The sequence below is a fragment of the Paenibacillus sp. S33 genome (genome assembly GCF_053615415.1).
Genome location: NZ_JBSIEZ010000001.1, coordinates 4355897 through 4374783, shown reverse-complemented (window position 1 = coordinate 4374783; position 18887 = coordinate 4355897). Strand labels below are relative to the sequence as shown.

Below are 18887 nucleotides of genomic sequence, written 5' to 3'. Positions count from 1 at the left end.
TAATGACGGCGCTGAGCTTATATTATAAATTAACGGGATAGAGGACAACCAAAGATTAACAAAAGGAGGTGCAGATTTTGCTGGATACATCTGCGTCATCGTTTATCCTGTTGTCGGCCTTCGCCAAAATTGTGTGCGAGCCGGGCTGGAAGTGGCAGGTACGCGAGAAGCCGATGCCAAACTATGATTTATTTTATGTATGGAGCGGAGAAGGAACAGTGGTCTTAAACGGGACGTCGTATCCGGTGAGCAAGGGGAGCTGCTTCCTGTTCAAGCCGGGGGATGATACCCGTGCCACACATAACCCGCAAAAGCCGCTCATACTTACCTATATTCATTTTGATCTTATCGAACAACCAAAGCTAATTCCTGCAAGCTACCGTATGCTGGAGGAAACGTTCGAGGTAGAGCATATGCTTGCCAGATACGTTAGACTACGCCTAGAGCGTGCTTACGGAGCTGATGAGGAAGGCAAGCTGATCCTGAAACAACTGATGATTCATCTGCTGCGTGCGGACCGTAAGGAGCCTCAGGAGCAACAAGCCAGTAACCAGCTCACCGAGGTCATTCGAGAAACGGCCAACTATGTGCGTCAGCATCCGGGACTTCCTCATCGCGTCGAGGATTTGGCTGCACGAGCGGGGCTGTCACCGCGTTATTTTTCAATTAAATTCAAGGAGCTACTGGGTGTTTCCGCGCAATCTCATATTATCAGCATGCGGATTGAGCGTGCACAGCATCTATTACTACATGCCGGAATGAATGTGACCGAGGTGGCAGAGGCTTTGGGGTACCGTGACATCTTTTTTTTCAGCCGCCAATTCAAGCAGTACACGGGGAAAAGTCCGTCTGAGATCCGGTAATGCTATGGACGGTGGACAAGCTGTTTCGGATTTAGGCGTGAAGAATATAATGGATAAATTCCAAAAAAGGACCCGGGCAGTTACGCCGGGTCCTTTTTTATATGAGCAATTTAACATCATCCGATCCCAATGCTCATATGTGTAGCTATAATCCTGTTATGATAAATTCACTTATGCTTTGGGATCGTGTCGAAAGCAACCCAGACGTTGTCCCATTTTCACCGCATCCCCCAGCTTCAATGCGGGGTCTGGCTCAAACGTGCCGTTTTCAGTTAGCAAAACGACAGTTGATCCAAATTCGAAATAGGCGAGATCGTCTCCTTTTGTCCATGAGACGGCCTTATCATCCGTATATTTGATGCTACTCACATTCATTGCGCCAACCTTGACGACCGCCACCTCACCATATTCGTGGGCAATGTACGTAATCTGTCGTTCATTGCGGCTAAGAACTGCTCGCATATGTTGCAAGCCGAAGTCATTCACTGGGTATACCTTGCCGCGCAGATGCTCTTTTTCTACCAGCGTACCGGATACTGGTGCATGAATGCGATGATAATCCGTCGGGCTGAGATAGAGCACAAAAGCATAGCCGTGTGTGTATTTTTCAAGACGCGGAGAGCGGTTAAGAAGCTCTTCCAGCGTATAGTCCTGCCCTTTGACATTTAAAAGAGTGCCGGACGTAATTGGGCCAGTGAAAGTAATCCGTGCATCCACCGGACTGGTCATCACCTCGGCGTTCGTATCAATCGGGCGCATGCCCGCTTTTAATTTGCGTGTAAAATAGGCGTTTAGAGAACGGTATTCCTTCCATTCCTGTTCCGCCTCATGCGTCTGGATCTGGTACGTACGTATAAAGGTGGGGATAAAAAGTCGGCTTGCACCGCTTTGCGCGAAGGAGCCTACAATCCGGCACACCCACTTGCGCGATGATAGCTCCGTCATGAGCCGCAGCCACTGTTTTGCCATTACAGATCCCCCTTGTTCATTTCCGAGCCGTCTTGGCCGGAACCTGTCCGGCCGCTCTGAACTATATTGACACAGAATGTGACGTAAATCAATACAGTGGACGGTTTGGTGAACGTTCGGTGTCTGACGAAGGCATCCGTTCGAGAAGCCAACGAGCGTAAGCCATCGGCTGAGAGTATGTTTCTTTCCAGACATTGTGCATGCCCGCCTGGCTGAAGCCATAGCGCTGGTCACGACCGTTGCATTCAATAAAAACAATCTTGCCTTCATGGGTAATTCCCAGATCCAGACCGACGTCGGCGAGACGGGGAAGGGTTTGTGCCAGTCGGTGCACGATTTGTAATGAGAGTCGCTCCAGTTCATTCATCAGCCGGACTGCGTTCGAAGTCTGAACTGTCTCTGTTTGTGATAACACTTCTAGTAAGGAACGGGCCGTACCGCCCTGTGCCACATTGGAGACGAAGGTGTGGGAAGGAGCAATTTTAGCATACATGCCTGTCACACCCCAGATACCGCCATATCCGCGCTGAACCGACACACGGACATCAAACGGACGATTGTTGTACAAAGCAAGCGGTATGGTTTCCTGTACGATATGGGGCACCTGCAGCAGTCGCTTGTGCAGAAATAATGGGAGTTCTCCGACATTCAAACGTAGGGTGGACCAACGCTCAGGTATAGCCGGATGAGCGCATTGCAAAGTCCAGCCTCCGCGGGAATGCCGCAGACGCATAATTCCTCTACCCACGCTACCGCTACTGGGTTTAATTACAACATCTCCGGTTTCTTCCATCAAGGTATGGATGGAGGAAAGGTTGCCTTGCAATGTTGTGGGAAGGTGGATGCGTAGCAAAGGGTCTTCCTGCAGAATTGCATGTATATGGTCTTTGTGGAAACGGTTTTGTTCATTAAAAATATAGAACCCCTTTTGTACAAGCTTGCTGATATCTCTAGCATTTTCATTTTGCCGATAGAGAGTCCGATTGTGGATGACCGGCGGCAACGGAAGAATCATCTGCCGATACTCGTTGCCGTGTTTAACAAAAGCCCGGCATGTTCCGGTCGCTATATGAATATCCTCCAGACGAAGAAAGCAGGGGATAAGCTCGTAGCTTAACCCGGCGTCCTCGTAATTGGCGATAGATTCATATCGCGTCCTCATGGCGGGGATGCCCCGGTAGGTTGCCGGGTTGAGCATGACGCCGACATGCAACATGAGTATGTCCGCCCTCCTTGTAGTCACTCCAACTGATCATACTGTGATTCTAGTCCATCATATGTATCAAAGATCGGCCAGGCATGGACGCTTGCCTTGCGGTAAGCCCAAAGTTAGAAGCGAGGCACATTTCAGCGAGGCAGACGATATGATACAGGATGAGTGTTGAAGAGTGTTGGAATAAGCTCAGAAAGTAGGTGAGGTGATGCAGAGGCCGAAGGTAGCAGTCGTTACACCGGGCTCCTTTGTTATACCTTCGCCCCGCAGCAGTTCTGTGGAGCGGGTAATTGCCCGCATGGTACCGCTGGCTAGTCATGAGCTTCAAGCGCAGATCTATGGCATAAAGGGAGCTGAGGCACCGGATCATGGCGATGTCGACGGAATTCCCTGCATGCGTTATACGCGGGGAACAGGTTATATTTCTGAGGTGATTGCCGATTTAAAGAGATGGTTACCAGCGGTAGTAGATGTACACAACCGCCCGGCAGTTGCGTATGCAATTCGCGAGGCTTTGCCCGATAGCCGAGTTGTGCTGACTTTGCATTCGACCACGTTCATCCGGGAGCCTTACCTCAAACGGAAGGATATGGGCAGGCTGCTGTTGTCGATGGATCGCATTATCGTGAACAGTGCATATTTGGGGGCAATCGTAGCTTCTGACTGTCCCGAGGCCGTCAGAGAGCGCATCGTCATAAACAAGCTGGGTATCCATCCCGGCGATTTCCTGCCACGGTGGACTCCAGCAGCAGAAGCAGCCAGATCGGCGCGATTGGACGATTTCGGCTGGTCAGGCCGCCAAATCATGTTATTCGCGGGCAGACTGATGCCAGGGAAGGGCGTTCACCGGCTGCTGAAGGCCCTGCGGCATGTGGTCCGCGCCTGCCCGGACGTACTGCTGCTCATTGCAGGTAGTGCCTATTACGGGCATGACCGTCTCACGCCATACACGGCGTCGTTGCATCGGCAGATGCGTAAACTAAGGTTGGGGAAGCATGTGCAATTCCTGGACTATGTTCCGCATCCAGCATTGGCCTCGCTATATCAGCTAGCCGATGTGACCGTTGTTCCTTCAGTGAAGGATGAGGCCTTCGGGCTGGTCAATCTGGAAGCCATGGCGGCAGGAGTGCCTGTGGTCGCTTCACGAATCGGCGGTATTCCAGAGGTTGTACAACACGGCGAGACAGGCTGGCTTGTGTATCCGTCTCACGGTGAGCAGGAAATGGCCGATGCCATCATCAGGCTGCTCCAGCAACCAAGCTTGCGACGACAGATGGGAGAAGCCGGGCTTGGCGAGGTACGGAGACGATTTTTATGGCAACACTCAGCACAACGCTGGGCACAAATCATAACGGACTGCGTAGCGGAGTGACGTAGGTGCTGTTACACGCATAGGCTATCTTATAGGCATTAGCCATGATTCCCAGCCGGGTGAATGAAGCGGAGCGACCGCTGGTTCACTCCTGTGCCAAAGGAGCGGTCACCATGAACCATCGTACGAACCATAGCCCTAAGGATAAAAGAACAGCACGGCGTAACCTTTCCCATGCGGTTCCCTCCCCCCGTGTTAACAAGGAGAAAGCGACTTCGACTTCCGGCAGTCATAAATCGAACCAGCGTGGAACGGCAACGGTCCCTGCCCCCGTAGAGAAGGACACATCGGTTCAAGCTATAGAGGAAGCGGCATGGAAGAAGCATAAGCTCCCCAAAACGCTAGAGGAAGCGATGCAGATGAATCGAGCATCTGTACTGCTGTTGTCAGTGCCTGAGTCAGATACGGAATACAGGACGGATAACGACAAACCGTCTATTACGACGGAAGATCAGTCAGAGCAAGATTCGTTACTGGATTGTTCCATAACCAGTATTCACATTGCTGAAGGAAGACCGCGCCCAAAGCAACGCGTGGTTTTGTCTGAGCAAGATATCGATCAAGCTTTCGATACGGCGAAAGAATTAAACTTGAATGTCATTCACGACGGATCAGCGACCAGTGACGAGGCTTCTGACGATCATATAGCTTCACCTCAATATGGGAGCATTCCTTTTCACCTCCCCGCACAAGCGGATAGGGGTGAAGTGAGCGTTGTATTTGAGAAGCCTTTTATAGATACACAGTATGTAATCACAGCCAATGCGAGTATACCGGGAGTGATGGTATCCGTCACACAACGTCTGAGGTATTCAGCAGTACTTACTGTGGAACGCATACACTCAGGTCCGCTATGTGAAGGGTTGGTCCTTTGGATTGCGATGGGGCAATAATAAGAGGCCGGAAATATAATTACCAATAATCAACTTTATACTAGAAAAAAGGCGTCCCATAGTGGGACGCCGTATACATAAGAGACAAGGGGGGAGACTTGTAATACCGGGGAAATTTATATTATTTCACTTATCTCACACCTACAGCGTCAAAAGACTTCATAGCAGAGGTTACGGCTATTGAATTTTCACCATAACTATCTTTGGCCGCTTGGATCACAGCGGCACGCGCGGTGGAGAAGTTAGACGTGGAAGTCAGATAATTGGTGAAGGCATTATAATAAATATATACGGCTGCATCACGTCCAATTCCATCTACCTTGACACCATGGAAAGTGCCTCCTTGTGCCAGTAGATAGTAGGCTTTATTAATAATACCACTATTAATGTGGGCTCCACCATAATCCTCGTTGTTAGGATCAGGATAGAGATTGCTGTAGTGATCGACTTGACCGTATTTGACAGGATCGGAAAGGGAGCGAATGGCGTCGCCCTTAATATTAGGGGTATAAGCGACTTTGCCGAAATCCCAATTGGTGCGCTCAATGTCGTTGCCTATAATATCTGAGATGGCTTCACTTAATGCACCAGATTCAGCGAAATACACGAGCCCTGATGAATGCTCGGTTACACCGTGTGTCAGCTCATGGGCAACAATTTCAAGGTCGCTGCTAAAAGGGGCAAATAACGTGCCGTCTCCGTCTCCATAAAGCATATGAGTGCCGCCCCAGTGGGCATTATTGTAGTTCTTTGCGCCGTAATGGACTGCCGAAGCGATGGCCATGCCATGCCCGTCAATGCTGTCGCGTCCAAATCTATCCTTGTAATAATCATAAGTGCGGATAGCGTAAGCGTGGGCATCCACTGCAGCCGGATCTTCCCATACGTTATCGGAATCTGTATACAGGGTGCCGGGGAGCGTCTCGGTGTTGTGGACGTTATAAGTTAGGATTCCTTTACCACGAGTCATATCTTTTAGTTGATACTTCTTACCCGAAGCTGTTGTGTCAAATGTTTTGGTATCACCGAATACACCGCGCCCTGTGCCGATCACTTCGTTAAGAATGTCATACTTGAATACGATTTTTCCGTCATTAGCGTCAATAAAGTAACGTGTGCGCAGCAGAGCGGGCTGTAAAGTATTAACTTCGGTTACATAGACGAGACGTGTTGAGTCTCCATCGGGATAGATGTACAATTCTGCTTTAGGGTCTACACTTGGTTCCAGATTGGCAATCTTGGGGATAGAGGATGCAGGCTCTACCACTTCCAATTTACTGTTCTCCAGTTCAACTGCTTTATCCAAATCTAAGGAGTCCTTATCGACAGAGATTGATAATTCATTGTTAGATGCCTTTTCGTAAGTGTCTTTACTTACACTACTTGTATCCTCGTAAGGTTCAGGAACGATTTGGACGGAGGAAGAGAGAGAGTGAACCCGTATAGCTGCATCTTCATATGCGGTATATACAGCCTCAGTAGCACTGATTTTTGGAGTTGTATTTTCTTTGGCATCGGCTTGTTGATCTTCTGAAATGACCGCTCCCAAATAAGAGGTGATTTGGCCAGACTTGTTCACATGGATGGTCTGTTCGGCTCCAAATACGGGAATTCCGTTTACATATTGTTTTAACCGATAATGCTTTGTACCAAATTTGTCACTGGTGCGATCCACGATACGAAATTGCTCGCGCACATGGGAACCGATGTGGGTATCGTCCAGACTCAATAATGTTTTTTGTTGTCGATTTAAAAAGCTCCAGACCAGATTGTCGCCTGTTACCGTTGAAGGAGACTTCCAGTTCACCGTTTGGAATGTTGGTGTAAACTGAGTCGGATCGGGAACAGAATTTTCAGCTGCGGAGGCCCCGGGCGCTATAGATCCTAATAACATAGCTCCTCCTAGAAGTGAAACCCATACTTTCTTCAATTCATACTCACTCTCCCTAGTTAATGTTGAGGTAAAAAACACCCTGTTTGAAGAAGTCTTGCGTCATATATGTAAGTCTTGTTGCTCCTTTGAAACGTGAAGAGGCTGGATAAAAATGACCTTATGTAAAATATTAAGGTTTATTTTTTTTGCAATTTCATCGTCCTGGCTCTGATATTAGCACAGAGGTTGTCGAACGAGAAGATTAATTTTACAAAATACCCCAAAATGAATCTTTAGTCCCTGATTTACTGTTTATTTGTCTTATCTAGTCGAAAATGATCGGAAAGGACTCAATGAACAAGAAAAGGGCGCCCCTTTGAGGGAACGCCATAAATAAGGGGGGAAGGGGCGCAGACTTGTACACTGCACCCCTATTTTTTCGTCCATTATGAGCAGGCCTAAGTGACAGTTGCACAACGGCAAAGGTCTATGGACGGGATATGAGGGTTATAGCGTATATGATTTAGTTTACGCCTACAGCGTCAAAAGATTTGGCAGCTGCAGTTGCTTGTGCCGAGTTCGCACCGTACAGATCATTTGCTGCTTGGATCACAGCAGCGCGTGCGTTGGAGAAATCGGAAGAAGAAGTCAGGTAGTTCGTAAAGGCACTATAGTAAATTTGGACCGCTGCATCGCGGCCAATTCCATTTACTGCTACACCATGGAAAGTACCACCTTGTGCCAACAGATAGTAGGCTTTATTGATAATGCCGCTGTTCGTATGAACGCCACCGTTATCGGAGCTGCCTGTATACAAGTCGGAATAGTGATCTGGTTGATCATACAGCGTAGGATTGGACATAGAGCGCAGAGCATCGCCTGCAATGTTTGGCGTATAAATATCATCGCCTACAAGCCAGTTTTTACGCTGAATGTCATTGCCGATGACGTCCGAGAAAGCCTCATTCAATGCACCGGACTCTCCGTAATATTCCAAATTCGAAGTATACTCTGTGACACCGTGAGTAAGTTCATGACCTACCACATCGGGGTCCCCACTGAATGCGATAAATGTACTACCGTCCCCATCTCCATAAGTCATTTGGGAGCCATTCCAGAAGGCGTTGTTGTAGCGGCTACCGTAATGGACTGTCGAACGGAGTTGCAGCCCGCGTCCATCAATGCTGTTGCGTCCGAATTTGGATTTATAGTAATCATATGTTTTGGCAGCATACGCATGGGCGTCCACGCCGGCTGGATCATTCCATACATTATCGGCATCGGTCAGAAGGGTACCTGGGATGCTTTGACGGTTGGAGGCCGTGTAGGTCACAATACCATTACCGCGTGTTGTATCTTTTAACTGGTAGCTACTACCGGAAGCCGTCGTGGTGAATGATTTGCTATCACCAAGCACACCTTTACCTGTGCCTGTCGCTTCATTAATGATGTCATACTGGAATACGATGCTGCCATCATTGGCATCAATAATGTAGCGAGTACGCAGTGGAGCAGGTTCTAAAACATTGACTTCTGTTACATAAACCAGCTGCAGGTCATCCCCTTTAGGATAGAAGTACAGATCAGCTTTAGGATCTACTTCTGGCTGCAGATTAGCGATTTTGGCAATGGAACTTTTTTCTGTCTCCACCGCCTCAATTTTGCTATCTTTCAGGGCAGATGCTTTATCAAGACTCAGCTCGTCCTTATCAGTAGATAGCGTTTTTCCGTTGTTAGCTGCTTCGGAGTAAGTGTCTTTGCTTACACTGCTTTGTTCCTCAACATCTTTAGAAATCGTATCGTCGGAGGTAGGGAGGGCTTCAATCCGTGCAGCTGCTTCTTTATATGCAGTGTAGACTGCTTCAGAAGCGCTGATTTTTGGAGTTGTACCTTGCGTAGCTTCAGCTTGCTGATCCTCAGTAACCACCGCTCCTAAGTAAGAGGTGACCTCACCAGATTTGCCCACATGAATAGTCTGTTCAGCTCCATATACGGGAATCCCGTTTACATACTGTTTCAGCCGATAATGGCTCACACCGGACTTGTCGCTTGTGCGATCAACGATTCGGAATTGTTCACGTACACTAGAGTTGTCCGCACCCAGCAACGATTTCTTTTGCCGATTCAAATAGCTCCATACAATGTCGTCCCCGGATACCGAGGAAGGGGCTTTCCATTGCTCGGCGTGAAAGGTCGGTGTAAGCTGAGTTGGTCCCGAAACGGAACTCTCCGCTGATGCACCAGACGCGACAGACCCTAATAACATAGCTCCTCCAAGAAGCGAAACCCATACTTTTTTCATTAAAAATTCACTCTCCTCGATTATTGTCAGGATGAATCATCCTGTCTTGAATAAGGCATTGCGCCATTTATGTAGGTCGTGTTGTCGTCTGGAATAGAAGAAAATGGAACATGAAGAGAAATACCGAAGTGTTATTCATGAAGCGTACGTGAAAAGAGGGTACTGCAGTATGAAGCATGTAGCTTAAAAAGGTGACAAACTCCTCCTTTCCTGTCGTATAAAAAGAAAATAGAATAATGGTGGATAATGGAAAAATATTGACTTATGCAAAAAAAACAAATGTTGATTTTTTGAACTCCCATCATCTGGCTCTGATATTAGCACAGAGAATGACGAACGAGAAGATCTATGTCACAAATTTATCCAAAATGATTCTTTAGACCCTAATAACTCATTTATTTAATAGGATTAATAAGTTATGTAAAATAAAGTCGAAAATTGCTGTGTCGAAAAGACTCCACGATTGCCGTTACACACGGCTTTTGGACCGCATAGGTTATGTTGAACTGTCCTAATCATGCTGTCCATCTATACAGCAGGAAGGGAGGTGAGACGGGAGCATGAAGAAGAAGGGAAGAGCTGGATACAAGATCAAACGGAGGCGGCATTCCGGCGCTTACTATCATTCTAAGATGTGGCTGCCGTTACGAATGCCGAACATGCATAAGAATCCGGTAGCCCCTACCATGAGGGAGGTACTCGACACGGAGAGAGGGGCACAGATCGGCGAAGAGCGACCATCTGAACCGTCATCAGTGGGAAGGTTTTTCGTATCTGTCATTATTCCGGCCATGAATGAGCAAAAAACAATCGGAGCTGTGATTCGCGAAGCGCGCCGTGTCCATCCACATACAGAGGTTATCGTCGTTGAGAACGGATCACACGATAGAACGGCGAAGGTGGCAGCAGCGGCGGGAGCTCGTGTACTTTCCTTCCCGGAACCGCTCGGACATGATGTTGGCCGTCGTATTGGAGCGGAGGCGGCATCCGGACAGATCCTGCTTTTCCTGGATGGGGATATCGTCATTCCCTGCGTTAGACTCCGACCGTTTATACACGCCATATGTGCAGGGGCGGATGTGGTGCTGAATGATTACCATGGACCTGTGAATCGTACGCCCGTACACCCTGTAGTGGAGGCAAAGCATGTATTGAATATCTTGTCGAATCGTGCTGATTTAGGGGGAGCATCTATGACTGGCATTCCACACGCCATAAGTCAAAAGGCTCTAAAGAAAATAGGTCTAAAGCCCTTGGAGAAGCCTCCTTTATTTCAAGCTATGTCCATCGCCTCCGAGTTACGAGTGGTGACTGTATATGGAATAGCTGTCGGAAAAATAAATGCGACACGTAAAAAACAGAACGGCAAGGACCCGCTGGCAGATGTAATTGTTCAGGATCATCTGGATGCCATTGCCTGGCTTACATCGCGTCTGGGAACGCGTGCGGGATATACGGATTTGGAGCGCAAACGGATCAGAGACGAGGTGAAACTGTGAATAGACAGTATCGCAGAGGGAAGCGTGAAGAACCGAGTTGGGGCATGAGACGTGTTCAGCGAAAACGAGGAACGACGACTTCAATGCATAGCCGTAGGATGAGAAAGCCCACACCTCGGGCGAAAGGAATGACCGAAGTGACTCCGCCTGTGGAACGCGAAGTTCCGGGAGATATTGTGTTACAGGGAACGGCAGCGGCCGTGGTCAGCGCCTGTAATGAAGAGTCAACGATTGACCGGGTACTGGGCGATCTGGAAAAACTTCCGCTTACGGATATCATTGTCGTATTGAACGGCTGCACGGACGGCACGCGCTCCACCGTAGCCAAACATCATCCCAGTGTGACTCTTGTCAACGTGCCGGATCGACTGGGGCATGATGTTGGCCGGGCGGTAGGCGCGCGTATGACGCAGGCTGATATTGTGCTGTTCGTGGACGGAGATTTGCCGATTCCAGCATCTGATTTGCTGCCTTTTCTCCACGCGGTGGATCAGGGAACGGATGTTGCGCTTAATGATCTGGGCAGACATTTGCCGCCCTATGCCCAGCAGGACAGCGTGACACGGTGCAAAGCATTCCTGAATCGCGTACTGCGCAGGCCGGATTTGGGAGCAAGCTCATTGACCGCCGTACCGCATGCATTATCTCGGCGTTTACTGGATCAGCTTGGCTCAGCCGTGCTTGCCGTACCGCCAAAAGCCCACGCCATGGCAATTTTGCATGGCATGATCGTGGCGGCAGTACATGCTGTCGATGTTATTAAAACAAACCGTAAGCGGACCTTCAATGTTGGCAAAGGGAACGCTATGGAACAGTTGATCGTCGGTGATCATGCAGAGGCACTGACGACGGTGTTTCAGGTAGCCGGGTATTCCCCGCTCGGGCCTGTTCCAACACGGGTAGACGTTGCCAAAGGGAGGAATGCACAATGAGTCTGACGAGCATCATTATTCCGACTTATAACGGCCTCCATCTGTTAAAGCCGTGTATTGAGGCGATTCGGACACATACGATAGATGTACCGTATGAGATCATTGTTGTGGACAACGCTTCGAATGACGGAACGGATGATTTTTGCGCATCCGAGCGGCTGATCAGCATACGTCTTCCTGAAAACAGGGGCTTTCCAGCAGCATGTAATATGGGGCTCCGGCTGGCTTCGGGTGATCAGTTCGTTATTTTAAACAATGATGTGACGGTTACGCGGGGATGGCTATCGATTATGTTGGCTGCATTGCAGAGCGAAAGCATGGTGGGATTGGTGGGACCGGTGACGAATTACGTCAGCGGTATTCAGCAGATACACGGATTGGAAGGAGATTTGGCCAGTTGTCTGAGATATGCGGAGCAGAATAATGCAAGTAATTCCTCCAGATGGCAAGAGGTCAAGCGGTTGGTCGGGTTTTGTTTGCTGTTCCGGCGCGATCTGATGGAACGGATCGGATTGCTGGATGAACGGTTCAGCCCCGGACATTATGAGGATGACGATTATTGTCTGCGCGCACGCGTGCATGGCTACAAGCTGCTCATGTGCAACGACTGTTTTGTCTATCACGAGGGGAATGCGAGCTTCTCACGCTCGGAGACTTCCTGGATTGAAGAGCTGATCGAGCGGAACTATCGTTTGTTTATAGAGAAATGGAGCATAGATCCCAGAATGTTCATCGAAACTGGAAACACTGGGGTTGCATGCACTGAACATGCTGTCGAAGGAGGAAGGAAGATATGAAAGGGGTTATTCTCGCAGGAGGAACCGGATCGCGCCTTCATCCGTTGACTACATTACTCAACAAGCATCTGCTTCCGGTCGGCAAGTATCCCATGATCGTATATGGTATCGAGAGGCTACGACAGGCTGGAATCACCGATATGCTTATTATTATTGGTAAACAATCGGCCGGGCTGTATACCGATTTTTTGGGCAGTGGCAGTGATTATGGTGTCCAACTGACATACCGGATTCAAGAAAAGGCGGGCGGCATTGCGGAAGCACTCGAACTGGCAAGAAGCTATATGCAATTAGAAGAGAAATTCACTGTTTTGTTAGGTGATAATTTGTTCAAGGAAGACTTGGGACCTGTGATCGAACGGTTCAAGCAACAGCCCTCGGGGAGCGCCAGAGTGTTGTTGAAAAAGGTGGCAGATGCTCGTCGTTACGGGGTACCCGTATTTGATCCTGAGCGCCCGGAGAGCATTACGCGGATTGAAGAAAAGCCGCAGCACCCCCAATCCAAATATTGCGTTACGGGTATCTATATGTACGATACTGCCGTGTTCGATAAGATCCGGCAAATTACACCTTCGGCACGCGGTGAGCTTGAGATCACGGATGTTAACAACTGTTATGCTGCTGAAGGCAAGCTGGAATATGATATTTTACGGCGCTATTGGAGCGACGCAGGAACCTTCGATTCCCTTCAGGAAGCTGGAGTGAAAATGAAAGGACTTCTACCCTGATCTCAACGAAACACCATCCGGCCGGGCCAGGCATATAGTATAGGCATAATGCCACCCGGAGGAGTGAACGGCATGAAACGCCTGAGTATGCAAAGGAAACACAGCAAGCGGCTCGGAAAGAAAGGCTATTGGTCAGGATATAAAAGGGGCCAGGAGCAGGGCAACAAGTTGGGCCAGGCTTCGTTCGGCAAGGTTTTTGAAGGTGTCAGTATTATCATTCCGTCCTGCAATCAGCTTCAGCAGCTCCGCGCATGCATTCACCGTATTGAGGAGAATACGAGCCATCCTCACGAAATTATTGTGGTGGACTGCGGATCGACGGACGGGACATCCACCTATTTGCTCCGTAAAAGCATCGCTGTGCGTTATGCGCTGTTAAAAAAGGATGTTCAAATGATAGGTAGCCTGAATCAGGGGCTGATGATGGCAAAAGGCACAACTATTGTGGTACTGGATCAAAACTGCTTGGTGACCCCCGGCTGGTTGGATCGGTTATTAGGGTGTTTATACAGCGATCCGCGTATTGGTGTTGTCGGGCCTGTAACGAATGGTCCATTCAAAGAACAGCAGATTGAGGTTCCTTATATGAACGAAAATGGAGCCCGTCCATTTGCCATGAGCTTCAATATTCCCAATCCGGATGCATGGCGAGAGGCCGAAAGCTTAGCCGGATTTTGTTTATTGCTGCGCAGAGAGACATTGGAAAAAACGGGCTATTGGGACGAAGGCTGCCACAGTACTGAGGAAGCCCATGCAGATTGGCTATTGCGTGTGCGTTTGTTGGGGATACGTATGGCAATTGCCGGAGATGCTTTTATCCATTATGAAGAAAGAGATCGGGATACGGTGTATGGTTTTCCTCAAACGACCGAAAAAAGCGGTTCAATGGAGGAAAGCAGCCGGAACCGATCCTTTTTTGTACAAAAGTGGGGGGACGCGGATAAGCTGTTCCGCAATCTGAAATTCAGTACAGCGGAGACGGACGGCCAGATATCAACAGGTAAGGAAACACACGTATCAGCGGCAAGCTTTTATCCCATCGGAGCGGTTGTTCAGGGACCGTCCGGTGCAGTATTTCGGTTAGAGCCGGGAAGAAGGCGGTATCTGCATGGAGTCAGTGCTGCGGGAGGTGAAAATGTGTGCCCTGTTAGAGTGTCTCAGCTGGATTTGTTGGTGCTTCCCTTGGTAGGGAAGCCGGAGGCTACAGTTTCCGGCAACATTGATGCACCTGCAGCTGAGCTGCCAGAGGAACCCATTCCTGTACTGGCGGCTCCCGATCTGGAGAACATGTCCATGCTGCCCACACTGAATATACCGGCTCAACGCAAGCGATGGATCGAGGTATTGTATGCTGAGGGCGGGCAACTGTATCAAATCGGTAACGGCTGGAAAAGGCCGTTCCTTACCCTGTACGCTGCGATGAGCTGGCGAGCAGAGGACTACCGAATTCAGCTTTTGTCTCCTGGAGATTTGTCGGCTTTGGTGGAGAAGCAGCCTATTATTGCTCCACCGGTGCTGCACGGGCATCTGTAATGATCTGAATAGGCGCTTTTAGGCGGAACCGACTACTCGTTGCGGCATACGCTGTAGTAGCGGAAAGCCCGTAGGTAATTCGTGCGTTCCGCACGGCGGAGCACATAAAGGAGGGGCTTATGCATAACGAGTTAGATGATTTGCTGATCCACATTTCGCACTCGCAGCAGCAGATGTCAAGGTTGTTGGATGCGGAACGGCAGGTGGTTGTGCGCATGGCGCAGATCATACATGAACTGCCAGATGAGGAGCCGCGTTTTGACGGAATTCCGGGCATTCTCGACAGCTCGGGACAAGTAAACAAAAGCATTGTTGCCTACTTGAACGGTATTGCCGATCTTCAGGAAGCAATGGCTGAAATGCTCGTTCGTGTCGTGAAAGAGACGGCATACCCGGAAGAGGAGTAACGTACCAACCGAGGGCAGGGAGTGAACACATGAGTAGGGAACAAGCAATGATTCACATGCTGGACGCAGCCTCCAAAATGCAGCGGAATGTGTCTATGATCCTGGAGGCCAAGGCGGTCGAAGCAGAAAAAGTGCGTAATTGGGCGTTGAACCATCTGGCACCCCACGCATTTGACACCGATGAAGAGCAGTTGGGACGGCCTTTGGAAATTCACGAGCAGATGGTGGAAATGTTGGAGGGATTAACGCGGCTTCAGACTGGACTTTGCAGCAATCTCAAAGCATTGCTGGATCAGGATGAGCAGCAGGGTGGCGGCATGGAAGGGATGATGGGAGGAATGGGCTCGGGGGATATGAACTAATGAGCATGAGGCGTGAACGTGAGATCAAGCTGGATATGATGGAGTCTATTGCTGCCAGCCAGCACGCCGTTGCTCGGATGCTGACCAGTCTTGCGGACTTGACGCCCCATGCGGATATGTCGGCTACCCGTCTGGAAGAAACCATTCGTATACTCAGCAACTACCAGGGCGAAATCACGCAAATGTTGGCGGGTATTCCATTAAGACGGCAGGTATATGGAAAACCGACTAAGCCGTGGCTCCATGTGCCTGTTCAGAAAAATGAAACCAACACGAGAAAGCAAAGGAGGAATGGAAATGAGTACAAGGTGGGAACGCGCCACTCGGGACAAAGCCCGCAAAAGACGTAAAGATGCCCGGCGTTCCAGCATTCGCAGATTAAAACGGAGAAGAAGACGTCTGCTTGCTCTAAGACGCCGTAAAAGGGGACTTTATTCTGCACGTAGAAGACATCCTCATTTGCGGCGGCGGAAAAAACCTCAAGCTAACCCGGTGGCAGCCCCTTCTGCGGAGAATCCACAACCCGGGACTGTTGCATTGGAGCATGATCCGCAGGCATTTCAGCAGGGATATGATGCAGCTTACAACGAGGGTTTCAATTCAGGTTTTGCCAAAGGTTATGAAGATGGACACCAGCTCGCTTACAAAGCTCAGTAAACTGGGCAAATCATTCTATTACTGTTCACCCCCGAAGCTAACAGCTTTGGGGTTATTTGCGGTTCGGCAGTTGGACGGGCAAACGCCAATTTTGTCCGGGCAGTGGCAGTCGTCCATGATGCGTTTGACCCCTCCGCATATAGTTTAGGAGTGACAGAAGTTTATCCTACAACAGGACAGGGTGAAGGATGTGAACGATCAACAAAGCGGAAATGAACGCGAAGCGTACCGATGCGGCTATCGGGAAGGACGCAGAATGGGCGGTTGCACGGCTGCTCTGTCACAGGTCGTGGCAATACAGCCTGCTGTTCGTCATTTGAAAGTGTTGTATATTCCGCAAGGTTTCGCAGCTATAGACACAGGTGTGCAAGAGGCATTAGGCCAAATATGCAGCTCTTGCGTCATCGGTACGCCTGCTACGATGCTAGCTGACGCCGAGGCTCAACGTCCAGACCTTGTGCTGGTCATGAACGGGCTGCATGTTTTTCCGGCGGATCATCTGGAGCAGGTGCAGCAAATACGAGCCCTAGGCATTCGGACGGCCATATGGTTTGTAGATGATCCTTACTTTACGGAGGATACGGCGTTGATCTGTCAATCCTACGATGTCGTATTTACGCACGAAATTTCTTGCCTGCCGTTTTATCGCGATCAGGGTGTAACGAGGGTTCACTATTTGCCGCTGGCTGCGTCAGCTCGTATCTTTTATCCCCGAAGGGTAGAGCGGGAGCATCAGCATGATATTTGCTTCATTGGAAATGCCTTCTGGAACCGTGTGAAGCTGTTCGACCACCTTGCTCCCTTCTTGGCGGACAAAAGAGTGCTGATCGTAGGTGGGCACTGGGATCGGCTGACCCGGCGGGATGTGCTGGAACGCTTTATCCGTCCGGGTTTTATGGAGCCGGAAGAGACCGCTCAATATTATAACGGCTCCAAAATTGTCATCAATATGCACCGCCCGACAGACCCCGGACTGGATAATCGGAATACACACCAGCTTTCAGCGGAGTCCATCAATCCTCGGACATACGAAATTTCTGCTTGCGGCACGCTTCAAATGACGGATGTTCGGAAGGATTTGAGCCGTTATTACCGACCAGGCTATGACATTGAAACCTTCTCTGGAGCAGAGGAACTGAAAGTGAAGCTGGACTACTATCTCAAGCATGACTGGGAACGCGAACGTATGGCCTGGCGCGCATTGTACACGACTATGCAAAAGCATATGTACTCCAATCGCATGGAAGAACTGTTGGACAAGGCGATGGCCTAAAGTAAACACCATAAATAGTGAGGAGTGAAAGTGATGACGATATCTACGACAGGACCGTATGACCCGGCTGTTCACCAGACAGCGGCAGCCTCCTGGGAAAGGGGGAGAATTGCGGGAGCGCATGACGGATACGACGAAGGATATCTGCGCGGACGTGCTAACGCAATTGTTGCGCGGATGAAAGCAGCTTTCCCTTTTCGACAAGTCCATGTACTGTATGTCGTCTCAGGCAAAGGCCTTCCGTATTCTCCGCTGGATGAGGCGGTCATTACCACGTTGCAAAGCATGACGGCTCAGGTTACCGTAACAGACCCACGTCAGCCGGTAGGAGATATTGCCGCTCAGCTCCGTCCGAATCTGATGCTGGCCCTGGATGGAATGGATCTTCCGTTGGAGCAGGTTACTGCGGTACGCCAGTTGGGCATCCCCACCGCCATCTGGCTAACGGACGATCCATATTACACCGACACGACGACCAAAATTGTTACGAATTATGATTATGTGTTCACGTTAGAAATGAACTGCATGGAGCTGTACCGTCAGTTAGGTTGCACGTCTGTGCACTATTTGCCCTTTGGAGCATTTCTGACTCACTATTTCCCACTCAGCTCGCCCGCTTCGGTACGACGTGAGATTGGGTTTACAGGCTCAGCCTACTGGAACCGCATCTATTTCTTCAATCCGATTATGCCGCAGCTCATGGCTCGTAACATTAAAATCAACGGAATCTGGTGGGATCGTCTCCCGGATTATCAGTCATATGGTGACAAAATTGAGCTGGGTCGCTGGATGTCTCCGGTCGAAACCAATGATTCGTATAACGGCAGCAAAATCGTAATTAATCTTCATCGTTCCCATCAGGATGATTCGGTGAACAACAACTCACTGAAAATTCCGGGGGCTTCGCCCAATCCGCGCACGTTTGAAATTTCTGCCAGTGGCACGTTGCAACTGACAGATACAAGAGATGATCTGGCTCGTTTTTATAAGCCGGGGGAAGAGATAGAAACCTACAGCTCTCAGCAGGAATTGCTGGAGAAGGTTGAGTTTTATTTGACGCATGAAAAAGAGCGCCATGAAATTGCCCTACGTGCTCTGGAACGAACCCTGCGGGAGCACACGTATGGTCACCGGATTGACCAACTGTTGTCGGTCATATTTCCATAAGGTGATTCACACGTCCGATGGTTGCTATTTTAAAGGAGGTGAACTCC

The 18887-nt window shown here is 49.5% G+C and carries 18 protein-coding genes; 14 read left to right on the top strand and 4 right to left on the bottom strand.

Annotation, left to right across the window (positions count from 1 at the left end; genetic code table 11):
* Positions 1–77: 77 nt before the first annotated feature.
* Positions 78–863, top strand: coding sequence for a helix-turn-helix domain-containing protein (locus ACWGXJ_RS19910; RefSeq protein WP_061830088.1), 786 nt, complete (start codon positions 78–80; stop codon positions 861–863).
* 171 nt (positions 864–1034) lie between these two features.
* Here ACWGXJ_RS19910 and asd read toward each other — a convergent pair whose 3' ends face one another.
* Together asd and ACWGXJ_RS19900 are read right to left on the bottom strand one after the other, a co-directional pair.
* A complete protein-coding gene (gene asd, locus ACWGXJ_RS19905) occupies positions 1035–1832 on the bottom strand; it encodes an archaetidylserine decarboxylase (RefSeq protein WP_061830087.1) in 798 nt (265 codons plus the stop codon).
* A gap of 88 nt (positions 1833–1920) precedes the next feature.
* Entirely contained in the window at positions 1921–3048 is a 1128-nt protein-coding gene (locus ACWGXJ_RS19900; protein ID WP_452567462.1) for a YheC/YheD family endospore coat-associated protein, read from the bottom strand.
* 205 nt (positions 3049–3253) lie between these two features.
* Here ACWGXJ_RS19900 and ACWGXJ_RS19895 point away from each other — a divergent pair, with 205 nt between their 5' ends.
* Together ACWGXJ_RS19895 and ACWGXJ_RS19890 are read left to right on the top strand one after the other, a co-directional pair.
* On the top strand, positions 3254–4417 hold the full coding sequence (locus tag ACWGXJ_RS19895) for a glycosyltransferase family 4 protein (protein WP_250260497.1): 1164 nt from the start codon (positions 3254–3256) through the stop codon (positions 4415–4417).
* 113 nt (positions 4418–4530) lie between these two features.
* Positions 4531–5310 (top strand): WIAG-tail domain, encoded by a 780-nt coding sequence (locus ACWGXJ_RS19890; RefSeq protein WP_452567461.1) that lies wholly within the window; start codon positions 4531–4533, stop codon positions 5308–5310.
* Between the two features lie 130 nt (positions 5311–5440).
* Here the strand turns inward: ACWGXJ_RS19890 and ACWGXJ_RS19885 are convergent, their stop codons facing one another.
* The gene (locus ACWGXJ_RS19885; RefSeq protein ID WP_452567460.1) at positions 5441–7240 is read right to left on the bottom strand and encodes a M4 family metallopeptidase; all 1800 of its coding nucleotides are present in this window, start codon (positions 7238–7240) and stop codon (positions 5441–5443) included.
* Between the two features lie 466 nt (positions 7241–7706).
* Positions 7707–9485: a M4 family metallopeptidase gene (locus tag ACWGXJ_RS19880; RefSeq protein WP_452567459.1), complete on the bottom strand. Its 1779-nt coding sequence runs from the start codon at positions 9483–9485 to the stop codon at positions 7707–7709.
* A 560-nt stretch (positions 9486–10045) separates the two neighbouring features.
* Here ACWGXJ_RS19880 and ACWGXJ_RS19875 point away from each other — a divergent pair.
* The 11 genes from ACWGXJ_RS19875 to ACWGXJ_RS19825 all read left to right on the top strand — a co-directional run bounded on the left by ACWGXJ_RS19875 (position 10046) and on the right by ACWGXJ_RS19825 (position 18840).
* Positions 10046–10984: a glycosyltransferase family 2 protein gene (locus ACWGXJ_RS19875; protein WP_452567458.1), complete on the top strand. Its 939-nt coding sequence runs from the start codon at positions 10046–10048 to the stop codon at positions 10982–10984.
* Positions 10981–11916, top strand: a complete 936-nt coding sequence (locus ACWGXJ_RS19870; protein WP_452567457.1) for a glycosyltransferase family 2 protein — start codon at positions 10981–10983, stop codon at positions 11914–11916. The genes ACWGXJ_RS19875 and ACWGXJ_RS19870 overlap by 4 nt, the downstream gene beginning before the upstream one ends.
* Positions 11913–12713: a glycosyltransferase gene (locus tag ACWGXJ_RS19865; RefSeq protein ID WP_440723134.1), complete on the top strand. Its 801-nt coding sequence runs from the start codon at positions 11913–11915 to the stop codon at positions 12711–12713. The genes ACWGXJ_RS19870 and ACWGXJ_RS19865 overlap by 4 nt, the downstream gene beginning before the upstream one ends.
* The gene (locus ACWGXJ_RS19860) at positions 12710–13441 is read left to right on the top strand and encodes a sugar phosphate nucleotidyltransferase (RefSeq protein ID WP_440723133.1); all 732 of its coding nucleotides are present in this window, start codon (positions 12710–12712) and stop codon (positions 13439–13441) included. Before ACWGXJ_RS19865 ends, ACWGXJ_RS19860 begins: the two co-directional genes overlap by 4 nt.
* A 72-nt stretch (positions 13442–13513) precedes the next feature.
* Entirely contained in the window at positions 13514–14974 is a 1461-nt protein-coding gene (locus ACWGXJ_RS19855) for a glycosyltransferase family 2 protein (RefSeq protein WP_452567456.1), read from the top strand.
* A 119-nt stretch (positions 14975–15093) separates the two neighbouring features.
* Positions 15094–15381 carry a hypothetical protein gene (locus ACWGXJ_RS19850; protein WP_013311765.1) on the top strand — a complete coding sequence of 96 codons (288 nt, stop codon included), beginning with the start codon at positions 15094–15096 and terminating at the stop codon, positions 15379–15381.
* A gap of 29 nt (positions 15382–15410) precedes the next feature.
* Positions 15411–15743: a hypothetical protein gene (locus ACWGXJ_RS19845; protein ID WP_029518277.1), complete on the top strand. Its 333-nt coding sequence runs from the start codon at positions 15411–15413 to the stop codon at positions 15741–15743.
* On the top strand, positions 15743–16093 hold the full coding sequence (locus ACWGXJ_RS19840; protein ID WP_250266586.1) for a hypothetical protein: 351 nt from the start codon (positions 15743–15745) through the stop codon (positions 16091–16093). The genes ACWGXJ_RS19845 and ACWGXJ_RS19840 overlap by 1 nt, the downstream gene beginning before the upstream one ends.
* Positions 16041–16400 (top strand): FliH/SctL family protein, encoded by a 360-nt coding sequence (locus ACWGXJ_RS19835; protein WP_061830076.1) that lies wholly within the window; start codon positions 16041–16043, stop codon positions 16398–16400. The genes ACWGXJ_RS19840 and ACWGXJ_RS19835 overlap by 53 nt, the downstream gene beginning before the upstream one ends.
* 181 nt (positions 16401–16581) lie before the next feature.
* Positions 16582–17673: a CgeB family protein gene (locus ACWGXJ_RS19830; protein WP_061830075.1), complete on the top strand. Its 1092-nt coding sequence runs from the start codon at positions 16582–16584 to the stop codon at positions 17671–17673.
* 33 nt (positions 17674–17706) lie between these two features.
* Entirely contained in the window at positions 17707–18840 is a 1134-nt protein-coding gene (locus ACWGXJ_RS19825; RefSeq protein ID WP_452567455.1) for a CgeB family protein, read from the top strand.
* The last annotated feature ends 47 nt before the right edge of the window (positions 18841–18887 follow it).

Excerpts from the sequence above, each read along its gene's own strand:
- ACWGXJ_RS19895 (WP_250260497.1), top strand. The coding sequence starts at position 3,254 with ATGCAGAGGCCGAAGGTAGCAGTCGTTACACCGGGCTCCTTTGTTATA.
- ACWGXJ_RS19840 (WP_250266586.1), top strand. The coding sequence starts at position 15,743 with ATGAGCATGAGGCGTGAACGTGAGATCAAGCTGGATATGATGGAGTCT.
- ACWGXJ_RS19880 (WP_452567459.1), bottom strand. The coding sequence starts at position 9,485 with ATGAAAAAAGTATGGGTTTCGCTTCTTGGAGGAGCTATGTTATTAGGG.
- ACWGXJ_RS19900 (WP_452567462.1), bottom strand. The coding sequence starts at position 3,048 with ATGTTGCATGTCGGCGTCATGCTCAACCCGGCAACCTACCGGGGCATC.
- ACWGXJ_RS19875 (WP_452567458.1), top strand. The coding sequence starts at position 10,046 with ATGAAGAAGAAGGGAAGAGCTGGATACAAGATCAAACGGAGGCGGCAT.
- ACWGXJ_RS19825 (WP_452567455.1), top strand. The coding sequence starts at position 17,707 with ATGACGATATCTACGACAGGACCGTATGACCCGGCTGTTCACCAGACA.
- ACWGXJ_RS19850 (WP_013311765.1), top strand. The coding sequence starts at position 15,094 with ATGCATAACGAGTTAGATGATTTGCTGATCCACATTTCGCACTCGCAG.
- ACWGXJ_RS19835 (WP_061830076.1), top strand. The coding sequence starts at position 16,041 with ATGAGTACAAGGTGGGAACGCGCCACTCGGGACAAAGCCCGCAAAAGA.
- ACWGXJ_RS19890 (WP_452567461.1), top strand. The coding sequence starts at position 4,531 with ATGAACCATCGTACGAACCATAGCCCTAAGGATAAAAGAACAGCACGG.
- ACWGXJ_RS19865 (WP_440723134.1), top strand. The coding sequence starts at position 11,913 with ATGAGTCTGACGAGCATCATTATTCCGACTTATAACGGCCTCCATCTG.
- ACWGXJ_RS19845 (WP_029518277.1), top strand. The coding sequence starts at position 15,411 with ATGAGTAGGGAACAAGCAATGATTCACATGCTGGACGCAGCCTCCAAA.
- asd (WP_061830087.1), bottom strand. The coding sequence starts at position 1,832 with ATGGCAAAACAGTGGCTGCGGCTCATGACGGAGCTATCATCGCGCAAG.
- ACWGXJ_RS19860 (WP_440723133.1), top strand. The coding sequence starts at position 12,710 with ATGAAAGGGGTTATTCTCGCAGGAGGAACCGGATCGCGCCTTCATCCG.
- ACWGXJ_RS19855 (WP_452567456.1), top strand. The coding sequence starts at position 13,514 with ATGAAACGCCTGAGTATGCAAAGGAAACACAGCAAGCGGCTCGGAAAG.